12 protein-coding genes are annotated in these 16,067 nt (G+C 69.5%); 4 read left to right on the forward strand and 8 right to left on the reverse strand.

Translation table 11 applies throughout. From position 1 onward, the window contains the following. Nucleotides 1-23: 23 nt before the first annotated feature. The gene (locus OG538_RS02120) at nt 24-1,280 is read right to left on the reverse strand and encodes an extracellular solute-binding protein (RefSeq protein ID WP_406089538.1); all 1,257 of its coding nucleotides are present in this window, start codon (nt 1,278-1,280) and stop codon (nt 24-26) included. A 202-nt stretch (nt 1,281-1,482) separates the two neighbouring features. Here OG538_RS02120 and OG538_RS02125 point away from each other — a divergent pair, with 202 nt between their 5' ends. Continuing rightward, complete coding sequence (locus OG538_RS02125; RefSeq protein ID WP_406089540.1) at nt 1,483-1,698, forward strand: dodecin; 216 nt, start codon at nt 1,483-1,485, stop codon at nt 1,696-1,698. Nucleotides 1,699-1,713: 15 nt separating this feature from the next. On the opposite strand, the gene OG538_RS02130 is transcribed toward OG538_RS02125, so the two are convergent. Continuing rightward, on the reverse strand, nt 1,714-2,202 hold the full coding sequence (locus OG538_RS02130; RefSeq protein WP_406089542.1) for a hypothetical protein: 489 nt from the start codon (nt 2,200-2,202) through the stop codon (nt 1,714-1,716). A gap of 163 nt (nt 2,203-2,365) precedes the next feature. On the opposite strand from OG538_RS02130, the gene OG538_RS02135 reads away from it, so the two are divergent. After that, nucleotides 2,366-4,789 (forward strand): ABC transporter, encoded by a 2,424-nt coding sequence (locus OG538_RS02135; RefSeq protein WP_406089544.1) that lies wholly within the window; start codon nt 2,366-2,368, stop codon nt 4,787-4,789. A 236-nt stretch (nt 4,790-5,025) separates the two neighbouring features. Beyond that, nucleotides 5,026-6,792 carry a glycosyl hydrolase family 18 protein gene (locus tag OG538_RS02140; RefSeq protein ID WP_406089546.1) on the forward strand — a complete coding sequence of 589 codons (1,767 nt, stop codon included), beginning with the start codon at nt 5,026-5,028 and terminating at the stop codon, nt 6,790-6,792. Nucleotides 6,793-6,864: 72 nt separating this feature from the next. On the opposite strand, the gene OG538_RS02145 is transcribed toward OG538_RS02140, so the two are convergent. The 3 genes from OG538_RS02145 to OG538_RS02155 are packed head-to-tail and all read right to left on the reverse strand — an operon-like array spanning nt 6,865 to nt 10,266. Further along, on the reverse strand, nt 6,865-7,611 hold the full coding sequence (locus OG538_RS02145; RefSeq protein WP_406089548.1) for a succinate dehydrogenase/fumarate reductase iron-sulfur subunit: 747 nt from the start codon (nt 7,609-7,611) through the stop codon (nt 6,865-6,867). Then, a complete protein-coding gene (locus tag OG538_RS02150) occupies nt 7,608-9,557 on the reverse strand; it encodes a fumarate reductase/succinate dehydrogenase flavoprotein subunit (RefSeq protein WP_406089550.1) in 1,950 nt (649 codons plus the stop codon). The genes OG538_RS02145 and OG538_RS02150 overlap by 4 nt, the downstream gene beginning before the upstream one ends. A 1-nt stretch (nt 9,558) precedes the next feature. Continuing rightward, nucleotides 9,559-10,266, reverse strand: coding sequence for a succinate dehydrogenase (locus tag OG538_RS02155; RefSeq protein WP_406089551.1), 708 nt, complete (start codon nt 10,264-10,266; stop codon nt 9,559-9,561). A gap of 95 nt (nt 10,267-10,361) precedes the next feature. Here OG538_RS02155 and OG538_RS02160 point away from each other — a divergent pair, with 95 nt between their 5' ends. Further along, the gene (locus tag OG538_RS02160) at nt 10,362-11,303 is read left to right on the forward strand and encodes a LysR family transcriptional regulator (protein WP_406089553.1); all 942 of its coding nucleotides are present in this window, start codon (nt 10,362-10,364) and stop codon (nt 11,301-11,303) included. Between the two features lie 20 nt (nt 11,304-11,323). Here OG538_RS02160 and OG538_RS02165 read toward each other — a convergent pair whose 3' ends face one another. From OG538_RS02165 to OG538_RS02175, 3 genes are all read right to left on the reverse strand, one after another. Continuing rightward, on the reverse strand, nt 11,324-13,498 hold the full coding sequence (locus OG538_RS02165) for a putative bifunctional diguanylate cyclase/phosphodiesterase (RefSeq protein WP_406089555.1): 2,175 nt from the start codon (nt 13,496-13,498) through the stop codon (nt 11,324-11,326). After that, the gene (locus tag OG538_RS02170) at nt 13,495-14,313 is read right to left on the reverse strand and encodes an SAM-dependent methyltransferase (protein WP_406089557.1); all 819 of its coding nucleotides are present in this window, start codon (nt 14,311-14,313) and stop codon (nt 13,495-13,497) included. Before OG538_RS02170 ends, OG538_RS02165 begins: the two co-directional genes overlap by 4 nt. A 202-nt stretch (nt 14,314-14,515) precedes the next feature. After that, nucleotides 14,516-15,490 (reverse strand): SCO0930 family lipoprotein, encoded by a 975-nt coding sequence (locus OG538_RS02175; RefSeq protein WP_406089559.1) that lies wholly within the window; start codon nt 15,488-15,490, stop codon nt 14,516-14,518. Nucleotides 15,491-16,067 lie beyond the last annotated feature (577 nt).

A 16,067-nucleotide genomic window follows, 5' to 3' on the forward strand; every position in this document is an offset into this window, starting at 1 on the left:
GAGGCCGTGCGACGGCTGCCGGCTCAACTGCCCGCGAGGAGCGCGGTGATCTTCTCGGATGCGGTCTTCGCCTCGGTCGCCGGGTCCCCGCCCTGGAGGACCGCCGTCATGTAGGGCTTGATCGGGTTGGCGGCCTCGACGGCCGCCCACTGCGGCGAGTTGGGGGTCGCATGGCCCCGGGTGGCACCCTCGGCCATCGCGGAAGTGCTCTCCTCCCCCTCGATGACATGGGCCAGGGAGGGCTTGTTGGGCACGTAGCTCATCGTCTTGGCGAGCTCCTCCTGCCACTTCGCCCCGGCCAGCGCCTTGATGACCTCGAAGCCCGCGCTGCGCTGGTCCGCCTTCTCCGGGATGATCAGGTCGGAACCGCCGGTGAAGACGGAACCGGGCGTCTTGGCTGTCTTACCGGGTATGGGGAAGTAGCCCAGCTTTCCCTTGAGTTCGGGGTTCGCCTTCTCGATCAGGGTCGCACTGCTGGGGGTGGAGATGATCTGCGCGACATCCCCCTTGGCGAACACATCGCTCTGCGGGGGCTTTTCCTCGTCCGCGTCCTTGGGGCCGTTCCCCAGCGCCTGGAGTTCGGAATAGAAGTCCATCCCCTTGAGCGCGGCCGAGGTGGCGAGCGCGCCCTGCCAGTCCCCGCCCCTGTCGTCGGCGAGTTCACCGCCCTCGTCCCAGATGAATCCGGCGAGCACGTACCAGTTCTGGCCAGGCAGATACATGCCCTGGTCGCCGCCCTGGTTCAGCTTCTCGCTGTCCTTGATCCACTGTTCGCGGGTCTTCGGGGGGCTCTTGATTCCCGCCTGCTGGAACAGGTCCTTGTTGTAGATCACCACACGGTTGGCCGCGTACCAGGGGATTCCGTACTGGACACCGCCGATGCTGCCCGGCTCGGCGAGACCGGGGAGCCAGTCCTCGCTGCCCAGGTCACGCATGGACTCCAGGGTGAGATCGCGCAGATTTCCGCTCTCCGCGTACTGGGCGACCTGGGTGTTCCCGACCTCGATGACGTCCGGCGTGTCCTTGCCGCCCAGTGCTTCGAGAACCTTCGGGCCGATTCCGCTCCAGTTCTGAATCTTGAACTCCAGTTCGACCGAGGAGTGCTCGTCCTCGTACGACTTCTTGAAGCGTTCCAGGAAGTCGGCGGTGACACTGTCCTTCATCAGCCAGATGGTGACCTTCTTGTCGCCCGAGCCGCCCGAGCCCGGGATCATTCCGCACCCGCCCAGCGCGACGGTGGAAATCAGGGCCATGGCTCCGACGAGCATGCGGTTGTTCACGGGGGTCACCTTCTGCGAAACGGCAGGACAGACTTGCGAACCCGGTGTGGGGGACTGCGGGCTGCGCTCGCACGGGCGTGGCTGGATTTTGGTATGTACCAATACTTTGGTCAAGGGCGGTACCGGACGGTCCGGCGCTCCGCAACCTCTCGCGAACCTCACCGAGGTGGGGCACCTTGGTAAGGGCGAGAGGAGACACACCATGTCAAACCACACGTATCGCGTCACGGAGATCGTAGGAACCTCCCATGACGGCATCGACGCGGCAATCCGCAACGGCGTCGCAAGGGCTTCCGAAACGTTGCACAATCTCGACTGGTTCGAGATCACCCAGGTGCGCGGGCAGATCAAGGATGGCCGGATCGAGCACTATCAGGTCGGCCTGAAAGTGGGCTTCCGGCTGGACGACAAGGAGTGACGACTCCGGCCCCGATCAGGTGCGCCCCTCGCGCTCCTGCGCGTCCCTCAAAGCGGGCGAGGCGTGCGTCCAGCGGGCGCGCACCACCGTGAATCCGGCCAGCTCCGCGGCGTCGCAGACCAGTTCGTCGTCGTCCACCAGCATGCGCACCGTGCGGCCCCGGCCCAGCCCCCGCAGGACCTCCAGCTTGGTCCTGCGGGCCGGCCGCCGGTCGTCGTTGCGCCGCATGTGGAGCGGACCTTCGGGGAGCCCCTGCCGGGCCAGCCAGGCCACGGTGTCCTTGCGGCAGCGCTCGGGCCGGCCGGTGAGGTAGACGACCTCGCACTCCTCGGCGCTGCTCACGGCGAGCCGTACGCCCTGGGGCAGCGGCGGGTCGGCGGGCGCGGCCGAGAAGAAGCCCGCCCAGTCGCGCCGGGAGCCCTCCAGGAAGTGCTGGCGGTGGGCGGTGTCCGCGAGCGTGCCGTCCAGATCGAATACGGCCAGCGGCCGGGCGTCGTCTCTCATGTGCCCAGTGTGCCCAGCAAACCGAGGCGTGGCGGCGACCGGAGGTCCGGTGCGGGCGGTGCAGGCGGTGCGGGCGGTGAACCTGATATACAGCGCCCACACACCTGGAATCGAACCGTTCGTCCCGGTCAGCCCGCCCCGAACCGTACGGAGCTCAGCCCCCATGCCCACCCCCCACGATCCGTACGTCAGGGTCCGCGGCGCACGCGAGCACAATCTGCAGGACGTCCGCGTCGACATCCCGCGCGACACCCTCACCGTCTTCACGGGCGTCTCCGGCTCGGGCAAGTCCTCACTGGCCTTCGGGACGATCTACGCGGAGGCCCAGCGCCGCTACTTCGAATCCGTCGCGCCCTACGCGCGGCGGCTCATCCACCAGGTGGGTGCACCGAAGGTCGGCGAGATCACCGGGCTGCCGCCCGCCGTCTCGCTGGAGCAGCGCCGCTCCGCGCCCGGCGCCCGGTCGTCCGTCGGCACGGTGACCACGCTGTCCAACTCCCTGCGGATGCTGTTCTCGCGGGCCGGGGAGTACCCGCAGGGGGCCGAGCGGCTGGACTCGGATGCCTTCTCGCCGAACACGGCCGTCGGCGCCTGCCCGAAGTGCCACGGTCTTGGCCGGATCCACCGCACCACCGAGGAACTCCTGGTTCCCGACCCCGGGCTGTCCATCAGGGCCGGGGCGATCGCCGCGTGGCCGGGGGCGTGGCAGGGCAAGAACCTGCGCGACGTACTGGACGCGCTCGGCCATGACGTCGACCGCCCGTGGCGCGACCTCGATCCGGCCGACCGTGAGTGGATCCTGTTCACCGACGAGCAGCCGGTGGTCACCGTCCATCCGGTGCGCGACGCGGACCGGATCCAACGCCCTTACCAGGGCACGTACATGAGCGCCCGGCGCTATGTGATGCACACGTTCGCCGATTCCCGCAGCCGCACGCTGCGGGCGAAGGCCGAGCGTTTCCTGACGAGTGCGCCCTGCCCGGTCTGCGGCGGCAGCCGGCTGCGGCCGGAGGCCATGGCGGTGACCTTCGCGGGCCGGACGATCGCGGAGATGGCCGGCCTCGCGCTCACGGATCTCGCCGATGTGCTGTCGGCGGCGGGCGGGGGCGATACCGCCCGGGTGCTGACGGGGGATCTGCTGGCCCGGATCGGGACGGTCACCGAGCTGGGGCTCGGCTACCTCAGCCTCGACCGTACGGCTCCGACGCTGTCCTCCGGCGAGCTGCAGCGCCTGCGGCTGGCGACCCAGCTGCGGTCGGGTCTCTTCGGTGTGGTCTACGTCCTGGACGAGCCGTCGGCCGGACTGCACCCGGCGGACACGGAGTCGTTGCTCGCGGTGCTGGGGCGGCTCAAGGAGGCCGGGAACACGGTCTTCGTCGTGGAGCACCAGATGGACGTGGTGCGACAGGCGGACTGGCTGGTCGATGTCGGCCCGCTGGCCGGTGAGCACGGTGGCCGGGTGCTGCACAGCGGCCCGCCCGCCGGCCTCGCCGACGTCGCTGAGTCGGCGACACGGCGTTTCCTCTTCGACGACGCCCCCGCCCCCGTACGACAGGTGCGCACGCCCTCGGGGTGGGTGCGGCTGCACGGGGTGGACCGGCACAACGTGCGCGATGTGGACGCCTCGTTCCCGCTCGGGGTGTTCACGGCCGTCACGGGGGTCTCGGGCTCGGGGAAGTCGACGCTCGTGGGTCAGGTACTGGCGGGCGCGCTGGCCGACCGGCAGGCCGAGGACGCCTCCGGGGAGCAGAGGGAGCGGCCGGCGCCCGGTTGCGCCTCGACGGAGGGACTGGAGGCGGTGGATCGGCTGGTCCAGGTCGACCAGAAGCCCATCGGCCGCACCCCGCGCTCCAACCTGGCGACCTACACCGGGCTCTTCGACGTCGTGCGCAAGCTCTTCGCCACGACCGACGTGGCACGCGAGCGGGGCTACCGGGCCGGCCGGTTCTCCTTCAACGTGCCGGGCGGGCGGTGCGAGACGTGCCAGGGCGAGGGGTTCGTCTCGGTGGAGCTGCTCTTCCTGCCCAGTACGTACGCACCCTGCCCGGACTGTCACGGAGCCAGGTACAACCCGGAGACACTCGATGTCACCCTGCGGGGGCTGAACATCGCCCAGGTGCTGGATCTGACAGTGGAGTCGGCGGCCGCGTTCTTCGCGGACACCCCCGCCGCCGGGCGCAGTCTGCGGACGCTGCTCCACGTGGGCCTCGGCTATCTGCGGCTGGGGCAGCCGGCGACCGAGCTGTCCGGTGGCGAGGCGCAGCGGATCAAGCTGGCCGCGGAGCTGCAGCGTGCCCGCCGGGGCCACACCCTGTATCTGCTCGACGAGCCGACGACGGGTCTGCATCCGGCCGATGTCGAAGTGCTGATGCGGCAGTTGCACGGGCTGGTCGACGCCGGCAGCACCGTGGTGGTCGTGGAGCACGACATGGCCGTGGTGGCGGGAGCCGACTGGGTGATCGACCTCGGTCCCGGTGGCGGCGACCGAGGCGGCCGGATCGTGGCCGCGGGACCGCCCGTGGAAGTGGGCCGCGTCCAGGAGGGCCGGACGGCTGCGTACCTGCGTGCGGCCCTCCGCCTCGGCTGACGACAACTCCCCCGTAGGCCAGACAAGTTGCGCGCTCCGGCAAGCCAAGGGGAATGAAACAGTAAAGAATGTTGACAGTTAGCTGGTCCAGACCAATCATGGGCATGCCTCACGGTCGTTCCTCGCCGTGCGGCACGTGACCCCGGCCGGGAATCACAGGAACGGGCCGCGCCCCCACCGGGCGCGCGGCCGAGCCGTGCGATCACCCGTCGTCCCACCCCGCTGGGAGCTGCCCCATGAGACGTCCAAGCACAGTCGGCGCCCTCCTCGGCGCCTTGGCCACCTTCGTCGCGTCCGCAGGCCTGGTCCTCGGATCAGGCGCCGGCGCACAGGCCGCCGCAACCGCCGCCACCCCCCTGCCCGCACACGTCTTCGCCCCGTACTTCGAGGCGTGGAACGGAGACAGCCCGGCCGCGCTCTCCCAGGCGTCGGGCGCCAAGTACCTGACCATGGCCTTCATCCAGACGGAGGCCCGCGGTTCCTGCACCCCGTACTGGAACGGCGACGCGGGCACACCCATCGCCCAGGCCGAGTTCGGCGCCGACTTCACCACCATCCGCTCGCGCGGCGGCGATGTGATCCCGTCGTTCGGCGGCTACGCGGCCGACAACGGCGGCACCGAGATCGCCGACAGCTGTACGAGCGTCGACTCCATCGCGGCGGCGTACGAGAAGGTCATCACGACCTACGACGTGTCCCGCCTCGACATGGACATCGAGGACAACTCACTGGAGAACAGCGCCGGAATCGACCGCCGCAACAAGGCGATCAAGAAGGTCCAGGACTGGGCGGCCGCCAACGGGCGCTCGGTACAGATCTCGTACACCCTGCCCACCACCACGAGCGGGCCGGCCGAGAGCGGCCTCGCGGTGCTGGAGAACGCGGTGTCCAACGGGGCGAAGGTCGACGTCGTGAACCTCATGACGTTCGACTACTACGACGGAGCCGCGCACAACATGGCGCAGGACACCCAGACGGCGATCACCGGCCTCAAGGGCCAACTGGCCGATCTCTACCCGTCGAAGACCGACGCCCAGCTGTGGGGCATGACCGGCATCATCGAGATGCCGGGCATCGACGACTACGGTCCGGCCGAGACGTTCACCACCGCCGATGCCACCGCGGTCTACAACTGGGCCGTCTCCAGGGGCGTCAGCACGCTGTCTTTCTGGGCGCTCCAGCGCGACAACGGCGGCTGCCCCGGCACCGGCGGCAGCGACACCTGCTCCGGAATCGCGCAGGACACCTGGTACTTCAGCCACACCTTCGCCCCGTTCACGAGCGGCGGCACCGGTCCGGTGACGGACGACTACTCGGTGGCCGTCACGCCCGGATCGGCGACGGTCGCACCGGGGGGCTCGGCCACGGCCACCGTGAGGACGGCGGTCACCTCGGGCAGCGCCCAGGCCGTCGCGCTGAAGACGAGCGGGGCGCCGGCCGGAGTGACGGCGTCCCTCAGCCCGGCATCGGTCACCGCGGGAGGCACCTCGACCCTGACGGTCAGCGCCTCGGCTTCGGCGGCGCCCGGCACGTACACCATCAGCGTGACCGGCACGTCGGGCACGCTCACCCACACGGCCCCGTACAGTCTGACCGTCTCCGGGCCGGGCGGCGGTACCGGATCGCTGGTCAACGGCGGCTTCGAGACCGGTTCGCTGGGCCCCTGGACCTGTGAGTCCGGCGGCGCCGTCGTCTCCTCGCCGGTACACGGCGGTGCGCACGCGCTGGCCGCCGCGGCGACCTCCTCGCAGACCGGCGAGTGCACCCAGACGCTCACCCTGTCCCCCCACACCACCTACACGCTTCAGGGATGGGTGCAGGGGAACTATGGCTATCTCGGCGTCCGGGGCGGCGCTTCGGCGAGCACCTGGGGTTCGTCGAGCGGCTACGCCAAGCAGTCGGTGGCCTTCACCACCGGATCCAGCGGCACGGTGACCGTCTATCTGCACGGCTGGTACGGGCAGGGCACGGTCTACGGCGACGACCTCTCCGTGACCTCCTGACCCTGCCGTACGTGCAGGGCGTCCCGGTCCCGGAGGCGGGCGGCCTCCGGGGCCGGGAACCGGTGCGGGCCCTCAGCGGTGCACCTTGCGGGTCGCGCGCAGCCACTCCTTGTTCATCGCGGAGATCGACGGCAGCGGGATGCCCTTCGGGCAGGCCGTTGCGCACTCGCCGGTGAGCGTGCAGCCGCCGAAGCCCTCGCTGTCCATCTGATCCACCATGTCCAGGACGCGGGTCTCACGCTCGGGAGCGCCCTGGGGCAGGACGTTGAGATGGTTGACCTTCGCCGAGGTGAACAGCATCGCCGAACCGTTGGGGCAGGCCGCGACGCAGGCGCCGCAGCCGATGCACTCGGCGTGTTCGAAGGCGAAGTCCGCGTCCGGCTTCGGCACGGGCGTCGCGTGCGCGTCCGGTGCCGTTCCCGTCGGGGCGGAGATGTAGCCGCCTGCCTGGATGATCCGGTCGAACGACGAACGGTCCACGACCAGGTCCTTGACCACCGGGAAGGCCGAGGCGCGCCACGGCTCGATGTCGATCGTGTCGCCGTCCCGGAACGAGCGCATGTGGAGCTGACAGGTCGTCGTACGCTCAGGACCGTGGGCGTCGCCGTTGATGACGAGACTGCACGCGCCGCAGATGCCCTCTCGGCAGTCGTGGTCGAAGGCGACGGGGTCGTCGCCGGCGAGGATGAGCTCCTCGTTGAGGGTGTCGAGCATCTCCAGGAAAGACATGTCCTGCGAGATGCCGTCCACGTCGTAGGTGGACATGGCGCCGGGGGCGTCCGCGTTCTTCTGGCGCCAGACGCGCAGGGTGAGCTTCATGCGTAGCTCCGCTGAGTGGGGTGGACGTACTCGAAGACGAGGTCTTCCTTGTGCAGGACGGGTGCTTCACCGGTGGCGGCGAACTCCCAGGCCGCCGCGTACGAGAACTCCTCGTCCCGGCGTGCGGCTTCACCGTCCGCGGTCTGCGACTCCTCGCGGAAGTGGCCTCCGCAGGACTCCGCCCGGTGCAGGGCGTCGAGGCACATGAGCTCGGCGAGCTCCAGGTAGTCGACGATGCGGTTGGCCTTCTCCAGCGACTGGTTGAACTCGTCGCCGGTGCCCGGGACCTTGATGCGGCGCCAGAACTCCTGGCGGATCTGTGGGATCCGGTCGAGGGCCTTGCGCAGCCCTTCCTCGGTGCGGGCCATCCCGCAGTACTCCCACATGAGTTCACCGATCTCCCGGTGGAAGGAGTCGGGGGTGCGGTCGCCGTCGACCGCCAGCAGCAGGTTGAGCCGGTCCTCGGTCTCGGCGACGGCCTCCTCCACGGCGGGGTGCGAGGCGTCGACCTCGTCGTGGTGCGGATTACGGGCCAGGTAGTCGTTGATCGTCGACGGCAGGACGAAGTAGCCGTCGGCGAGGCCCTGCATCAGCGCCGAGGCACCGAGCCGGTTGGCCCCGTGGTCGGAGAAGTTGGCCTCGCCGATCGCGAACAGGCCCGGGATCGTGGTCTGGAGGTCGTAGTCGACCCAGAGGCCGCCCATCGTGTAGTGCACGGCCGGGTAGATCCGCATCGGGGTCTCGTACGGGTTCTCCGCGGTGATCTGTGCGTACATGTCGAAGAGGTTGCCGTACTTCTCCTCGACCTTGGCGCGTCCCATCCGCTCCATGGCCTCGGCGAAGTCCAGGTAGACGCCCTGGCCCCCGGGCCCGACCCCGCGCCCCTCGTCGCAGACGTTCTTCGCGGCGCGGGAGGCGATGTCACGGGGCACGAGGTTGCCGTAGGCCGGGTAGATGCGCTCCAGGTAGTAGTCGCGCTCGTCCTCGGGGATCTCGTTCGCCGGGCGGGTGTCGCCCTTGGCCTTCGGCACCCAGATGCGGCCGTCGTTGCGGAGCGACTCGCTCATCAGCGTCAGCTTGGACTGGTGGTCGCCCGTGCGCGGAATGCAGGTGGGGTGGATCTGGGTGAAGCAGGGGTTGGCGAAGTACGCGCCGCGCCGGTGGGCTCGCCAGATGGCGGTGGCGTTGGAGTTCATGGCGTTGGTCGACAGGTAGAAGACGTTGCCGTAACCGCCGCTGGCCAGGACGACGGCGTCGGCGAAGTACGTGTCTGTCTTCCCGGTGACCAGGTCGCGGGCGACGATTCCGCGGGCCTTGCCGTCGACGACGATCAGGTCGAGCATCTCGGTGCGGGGGTGCAGCTCGACGTTGCCCGCGGCGATCTGCCGGGACAGCGCCTGGTAGGCGCCGAGGAGCAGTTGCTGGCCCGTCTGGCCGCGGGCGTAGAAGGTGCGGGAGACCTGGACGCCGCCGAAGGATCGGTTGTCGAGAAGGCCGCCGTACTCGCGGGCGAAGGGGACTCCCTGGGCCACGCACTGGTCGATGATCTCGACGGAGATCTGCGCCAGGCGGTGGACGTTGGACTCCCGGGCGCGGAAGTCGCCGCCCTTCACGGTGTCGTAGAAGAGCCGGTGGACCGAGTCGCCGTCGTTGCGGTAGTTCTTCGCCGCGTTGATGCCGCCTTGGGCCGCGACCGAGTGGGCCCGGCGGGGCGAGTCCTGGAAGCAGAACTGGACGACGTGGTAGCCCTGTTCGGCGAGCGTCGCGCCCGCCGAGCCTCCGGCCAGCCCGGTGCCGACGACGATGACGGTGTGTTTGCGGCGGTTGGCGGGGTTCACCAGCTTGGCCTCGAAACGGCGGGTGTCCCAGCGCTCGGCGACGGGGCCCCCGGGGGCCTTGGTATCGGCGACCGGTGCGCCGGTCGCGTAGTCCGTGTAGTCGTTCATGTCAGCTCACCACTCCGGTCATGACGGCGACGGGTACGGAGACGAAGCCCACGGTCAGCACCAGGGCGAGGACGTTGGCGAGGGTCTTCAGGACGCGGTCGCGGGTCGCGCGGCCCGCGCCGAGGGTCTGCGCCGCGCTCCAGAACCCGTGCTGGACGTGCATCCCCATGGCGAGCATGGCGACGATGTAGATGACGTTGCCGTACCAGGTGGAGAAGGTGTCGACGACGTTCTGGTAGGGGTGCCCGGACTGGAATCCGCCCGCGTGCACGGTGCCGGTCGTCAGGTCCAGGATGTGCCAGACGATGAACAGCGCCATGATGATGCCGCCGTAGCGCATGGTGCGAGTGGCATAGCTCGCACGCGCCCTCTTGTGCACGTACTTGCTGGGCCGGGCCCGGAGGTCTCGACGGCTGAGCTGGTACGCGGACACCGCGTGCAGCACCACCGCCGCGACGAGGACCACACGGACGATCCACAGCGCCCACTCGTGGTGCAGGCACGGCTCACCCATCACCCGCAGCCAGTGCGCATAGCCGTTGAACTCGTCGGAACCGAAGAAGATCTTCAGGTTGCCGAGCATGTGGACGACCAAGTAGAGGAGCATGATCAAGCCGCTCACGGCCATGATCGTCTTCTTGCCGACGGACGAGTCCCAGAGCGTGCGCGTCATGGACGGCCGTCGGCCCGCCCGCGTTGCCAATGCCATGGACACGACGCTAGAGCCGAGAGGCCCGATCAGTCCAAGACATGGAACATCTGATATCCATAGGCAGAGACTATCGACGGCCCTAGGGTGAGTGTATGCAATTCCAGCAGCTCGCGTACTTCGTGGCGGTGGCCGAGGCCCGGCACTTCACCCGCGCCGCAGAGGAGGTGCACGTCTCGCAGCCCTCACTCTCCCAGCAGATCCGAGCCCTGGAGAACGAGCTGGGGGCCGAGCTGTTCAGCCGGGCCCGGGGGAACATCACGCTGACGGACGCGGGCGAGGCCCTGCTGCCGCTCGCCCGGCGCATCCTGGCCGACGCCGACACCGCACGTCACGAGGTCCAGGAGCTGGCCCAGCTGCGCCGGGGCCGGGTCAGGCTTGGCGCGACGCCCAGCGTCTGCACGGGCCTGCTGCCGGACGTGCTGCGCACCTTCCACGACCTGCACCCGGGGATCCAGCTGCTGCTGGAGGAAGGCGGTTCGCACGACCTCGTACGCGAACTGGCGCGCGGAGCTCTCGATCTGGCGCTGGTGGTGCTTCCGCTGCCCGCGGCCTCACCGGCGCTGACCACGGTCGAGCTGCTCCAGGAGGATCTGGTGGTGGTCTCGTCGGCCGACGGCCCGCGCCCCGGCCGGGGCGGCACGGTCCGGATCGCGGATCTTCAGGGCGAGTCGCTGGTGATGTTCCGGCACGGCTACGACCTGCGGGAGCTGACGGTCGCCGCCTGCCGCGCCGAGGGATTCGAGCCGTCGTTCACCGTGGAGGGCGGCGAGATGGACGCCGTACTCGGCTTCGTCCGGGCAGGCCTGGGTATCGCGGTCGTGCCGAGCATGGTCGCCACCCGGGCCGGTCATGACCTGCGGACGACACCGCTGGCGCGGCCGGGCCTGCGCCGCACGATCGCGCTGGCGCACCGCAGCGACGTGGCCCCGCCGCGGGCGGCACGCGAGCTGCAACGGGTGCTCCTGGCCAGCCGGCGGAACAGTCCGGCCACCGCCCCGCCCTCAAGCCCGTCCCCGGGTGCGGGACGGGCTTGAGGACGCAGCGTCCGCCCGGCTCACACCGCGTCGGCCAACAGCAGGGAGTGGATGCGGTCCGGTGCACCGGGGCGCGCGTAGTACCAGCCCTGAGCCGTGTCGCAGCCCAGCTGCCGCAGCTGCTCCGCCTGGGCCCCCGTCTCCACACCCTCCACCGTCACGGCCAGGTCCAGACTGTGCGCGAGCGAGACGATCCCCTCGACGATCTTCAGATCCACCGGGTCGGCCGGGTGGTGCTGCATCCCCTGGGTGAAGGAACGGTCCAGCTTCAGCACACTCACCGGCAACCGACGCAGGTTCGCCAGGTTGGAGTACCCCGTGCCGAAGTCGTCGAGCGCTATGTCGACGCCCATCTCGGCCAGTTGCCGCAGCGGCTTCAAGAGGTCCTCGTCCGCCCCGATGAGCGCGGACTCGGTGACCTCCAGGCACAGCGCCCCTGCTTCGAGCCCCGAGCGCTCCAGGACGTCGACCGTCTCCGCGACCAGCCGCGGGTGGTGCAGCTGAGCCGGCGAGAGGTTGACGTTGATCCGCAAGGGACCGCCGTCGGTGTGCCGCTCCTGCCAGAAGTTGGCCTGCCTCACCGACTCCTCCAGCACCCAGCGGCCGAGCGGCACGATGAGCCCGGTGTGTTCGGCGAGTGCGATGAACCGGTCGGGCCCCAGCACACCGTGCTGGGGGTGGCACCAGCGCACCAGTGCTTCCGCGCCGTGCACCGAGCCGTCGTCCAGGTGCACCAGGGGCTGGTACTCGATGAAGAACTCGCCGCGCTCCAATGCGGCCGGCAGCGCCGTGGTCAGCCCGTGCCGGGTGATCGCGCGGGCGTCCGCCTCGGCGTCGGCGAACTCGAAGCGGTTGCCGCCCGCCGACTTCGCCCGGTACATCGTGATGTCCGCGCTCCGCAGCACCTCCGCGGCGCTGCGTTCACCGGCCGGGCCCTCGACGACCCCGATGGACCCGCGGACGGTCAGCTCACGCCCGTCGAGGCGGATCGGCGCGGCGAGCACACCGAGGATCCGGCACGCGAGCTCGTCGACCTCCTCCGCCGTGTCGGGTCCCGTGGTGAGCGCCACGAACTCGTCGCCGCCGAGCCGCGCCACCATCTCACCGGGTGCGGTCGCACAGCTCTGCAACCGGTCCGCGACCTCGACCAGCAGCCGGTCGCCCGACGCGTGGCCCAGACTGTCGTTGATCGCCTTGAAGCCGTCCAGGTCCAGATAGCAGAGGCCGAACCGGCTTCCGTCACCTGCCGCGAGCGCCTTTTCGAGACGCTCGAAGAAGAGCGTCCGGTTCGGCAGCCCGGTGAGCGCGTCGTGCGTGGCCTCGTACCGCAGCCGCAGATTGAGCAGCCGCCGTTCGGTGGTGTCCTCCATCAGGGCCAGCTGATACTCCGGCCGGCCCTCGGAGTCGCGCAGCAGCGACACCGTCAGATTGGTCCACAGGACGGTGCCGTCGTTGCGGTAGTACGGCTTCTCGACCCGGTAGTGCTCGCGGTCGCCGCGCACCAGCTCGTTGTAGTACTTCCAGACCTGCGGAGTGTCCTCGGGGTGGACCCACTCGTTGAGTCGGTGGCTCAGGACGTGGTTCTCGAGACCGCCGAACATCCGGGTGAGGGTGTCGTTGATCTCCAGCAGGTTGCCGTCCAGGTCGGCGATGCCGATGCCGATGGCCGCGTCCTTGAAGACGGCCCGGAAACGGGCCTCCGTCGCGTGCAGCGCCTGTTCGGCGTGGGAGCGGGCGGAGAGCGCCGAGCGGGCGATCGCCTCCTGCTCGGCGAGGGTCCGCTCGCGCAGTGCCTGGGAGAAGCCCCCCGCGACCGCGTGCTGGATCCGTGCGCAGCGGGACCGGCTGTCCTCGGTCGACAGTGCGACCGGTCCGTTGGTTCCGCAGTAGAGCACCAGGTACGAGTCGACGACGCCGAGGGTGGAGCTGAGGGCGTCCGGGTCCGTGCAGTGCGCCGCGACGAGGGCGGTGCCCACGCCGCTTGCTGGTGCCGGGTCGAACGGGCGGGCATGCAGTATGTCGTTGAGCGTCCGGGCCAGCGGGAGCAGGTGCTGCTCGAACTCCGGCCGGGTCATGGAAGTGGCCGTGGACGGGAAGATCGCCCGGCTCCAGATCGTGGCGAATCTCCGGAGCCGGTCCTCGGGGCCGTCCGGCTCCGCGTCCGGGGCTCCGGACGCCTGGGCGGGAATGCTCACGCCTTGCGTCCCACTCCAGCGAAGCCCGAAAAGGCGTACGGGTCTTCGTTCTCCTGCTTGACAGGGGCCTCGGGACGCCAGTGCGGCATCGCCACCAGGCCGGGCTCCACCATCTCGTAGCCGTCGAAGAACCGGCCGACCTCGTCCCGGGAACGCATCACCAGCGGGTTGCGGATGTCCTTGTACACGCCCACCGCGCCTACGGCCTCCTCCTTCGTCACCGGCACCCCTTCGTACGAGGCGTGAGTGACGACAAGGAGGCTGCCGGGCGCCAGGAGGTCACGCAGGGCGGCGACCGCCGTGTGCGGGTCGTCGGCGTCCTCGATGAAGTGGAGTACGGCGACGAGCAGCAGCGCCACCGGACGGTCGAAGTCGAGGAGCCCGGAGACGTCAGGGTGGTCGCGGATCCCCTCTGGCCGGCGCAGGTCCGCGGTGGCGATCACCGCGCCGTCGTTGCCTTCGAGCACGGCCTGACTGTGGGCGACCGCTACCGGGTCGTGGTCGACGTAAGCCACTTTGGCCTGCGGATCGATCGTCTGGGCGACCTCGTGCACGTTTCCGAAGGTCGGTATCCCGGAGCCGATGTCCAGGAACTGCGTGATGCCCTCGTCCAGCGCGAACCGCACGGCGCGGCGCATAAAGGCGCGGTTCGCCTGCATGATCTTGGGAAGTCCCGGCATGAACTCCATGGCCTTGCGGGCCGCTTCCCGGTCCACCTCGAAATTGTGCGAGCCGCCCAGATAGAAGTCGTACATTCGGGACACGCTCGGCACCGAAATGTCAATGCCTTGCGGTGCCCAGGCGGGACGCTCCATCGATGTCTCCAACAAGTCGCCTCGGTGAACCGGCCATGTTCATGGTCAGTATTGACCAGAGGCTACTGACCCACCGCCAGGAGAGCGAGCGGAAACGGAAATTAGCGGTCCGTTATTGGTCACACACCCGTGGCATGTGCAACCGCCCCGTCGCTGCCTGTGACATTCGGCGACGGGGCGGCACGGGAAGACCGCGCGGGAACTACTTCGACGCACCGACCAACTTCGCCTGGGGCGAGACCGCGTACCAGGTACCCCCGACGCCCTGACCGTTGGTGTCGCCGGGTTTGACGTCCCCGGAGAAGGTGTAGATGGGCCAGCAGTCGACGGCCTGCTGCTTGAGTCCGTCGGGCCGGTCGAAAGTGACAAAACCCTTCGTGGTGACACCGTTCACGTCATTCTTCTCGACGGGAGCGACAACCGGCCACTTCGAGAGACATGCGCCGGTGCAGGCCGACTTCATCGGCCATGCGACATCCTTGTTGAACCGGTAGACCGTCATGCCACGCTTGTCCACGACGATATCGCCGAGTTTCGGATCCTTGCGCACCGAGAGTCCCGCGAGGTCGGCCGGGCGGCTACCGGAAGGGCCGTCGGCGTTCACTGCCGCCTTCTTGCCGTCGGGCGCGGCGGCGAACCAGGTTCCCCCCACTCCCTGCCCCTGGGCGTCGCCCGGCGCGGCGTCCTTGGCGTACCGGTACATGGGCCAACCGGCCAGTGTGAGTTGCTGCGTGCCGTCGGCCCGGGTGACCTTCCCGATCAGAGCGGCATCGGTCCCGGCCGCAGCGGTGACATTGCCCGCGGGCACCGGCGGCCACACTTTCGCGCAGTCGCCTTCACAATTCGACTTGGGCGGACTCGCGGTGTCCTTGTCGAATCGGTAGAGCGTGAATCCTTCGCTGTCCGTCACGACTTTGCCGAGCTTCTTGCTGTCCCACACCGCGAGCTGACCGGCCTGCTTCGCCGAGACGGTCTCAGCCGCCGCACCGGAACCGTCACCGCTGTCCGACCCGTAGCTGTCCGATCCGTAGCTGTCGGCGGCCTGGCCGGCCGGACTCGCGTTGCCCACGTTCTGGCCGTTGGGCGACTCGGTGCCCTTGTCCTGCCCGCACGCCGCCGTCAGCGCCAACAGGGTCACCGCGGTCACCGCGAGCGAGGCGTTCCGCCAGGTGTTCATGTCAACTCCCGTGGTACTTGTGCCAGTTGCGACGCGAGTTCGCGCCGTTCGTGACCCTGGATACGGGCGCCGGGCCGTTCTTTGTTCAATGCGTACGCAGATTCTTCCGGAACCGCAAACACCAAGTGCGCCAGATCCCCTCCATCAGGCGAATCCAGTGGATCTCCGGCGTGCCTGACCGCGGCCCGGAACATGCTCCCCGTCGTGTACGGATCACTCATCGGCCGACTCACCGCAGCGGTCGCTCTCACCTGGCTGTTGACCGCCCCGACGCCCGCGGCGGCCGACAGCTGCGCGTATGCCTCGATCGGTGACGGTGAGGGCAACTGGGCGGTGGCCGTCAGTGGCGACGGCACCTGTCACGCAGGGCCGGAACCCGAGCCCTCTCCCCCGCCGACCCCGAAACCGAAACCCCCTCCGCCAACGCCCCCTCCCCCGCCACCCCCTCCTCCTCCGCCGCCTCCACCCCCTCCACCCCCTCCGCCGCCCCCTCCCCCGCCGCCTTCTCCGCCACCGCCCGCACCGGCGCCGCCCCCTCCCCCGCCGACACCCACTCCGTCGCCGTCACCCACACCGT

The sequence above is a fragment of the Streptomyces sp. NBC_01013 genome, from assembly GCF_045162765.1.
In the GTDB taxonomy this organism is placed as follows: Bacteria; Actinomycetota; Actinomycetes; order Streptomycetales; family Streptomycetaceae; genus Streptomyces.

Coding starts and splice junctions, on each gene's coding strand:
- OG538_RS02125 (WP_406089540.1), top strand. CDS start 1,483: ATGTCAAACCACACGTATCGCGTCACGGAGATCGTAGGAACCTCCCAT.
- OG538_RS02130 (WP_406089542.1), bottom strand. CDS start 2,202: ATGAGAGACGACGCCCGGCCGCTGGCCGTATTCGATCTGGACGGCACG.
- OG538_RS02135 (WP_406089544.1), top strand. CDS start 2,366: ATGCCCACCCCCCACGATCCGTACGTCAGGGTCCGCGGCGCACGCGAG.
- OG538_RS02140 (WP_406089546.1), top strand. CDS start 5,026: ATGAGACGTCCAAGCACAGTCGGCGCCCTCCTCGGCGCCTTGGCCACC.
- OG538_RS02145 (WP_406089548.1), bottom strand. CDS start 7,611: ATGAAGCTCACCCTGCGCGTCTGGCGCCAGAAGAACGCGGACGCCCCC.
- OG538_RS02150 (WP_406089550.1), bottom strand. CDS start 9,557: ATGAACGACTACACGGACTACGCGACCGGCGCACCGGTCGCCGATACC.
- OG538_RS02155 (WP_406089551.1), bottom strand. CDS start 10,266: ATGGCATTGGCAACGCGGGCGGGCCGACGGCCGTCCATGACGCGCACG.
- OG538_RS02160 (WP_406089553.1), top strand. CDS start 10,362: ATGCAATTCCAGCAGCTCGCGTACTTCGTGGCGGTGGCCGAGGCCCGG.
- OG538_RS02170 (WP_406089557.1), bottom strand. CDS start 14,313: ATGGAGCGTCCCGCCTGGGCACCGCAAGGCATTGACATTTCGGTGCCG.
- OG538_RS02175 (WP_406089559.1), bottom strand. CDS start 15,490: ATGAACACCTGGCGGAACGCCTCGCTCGCGGTGACCGCGGTGACCCTG.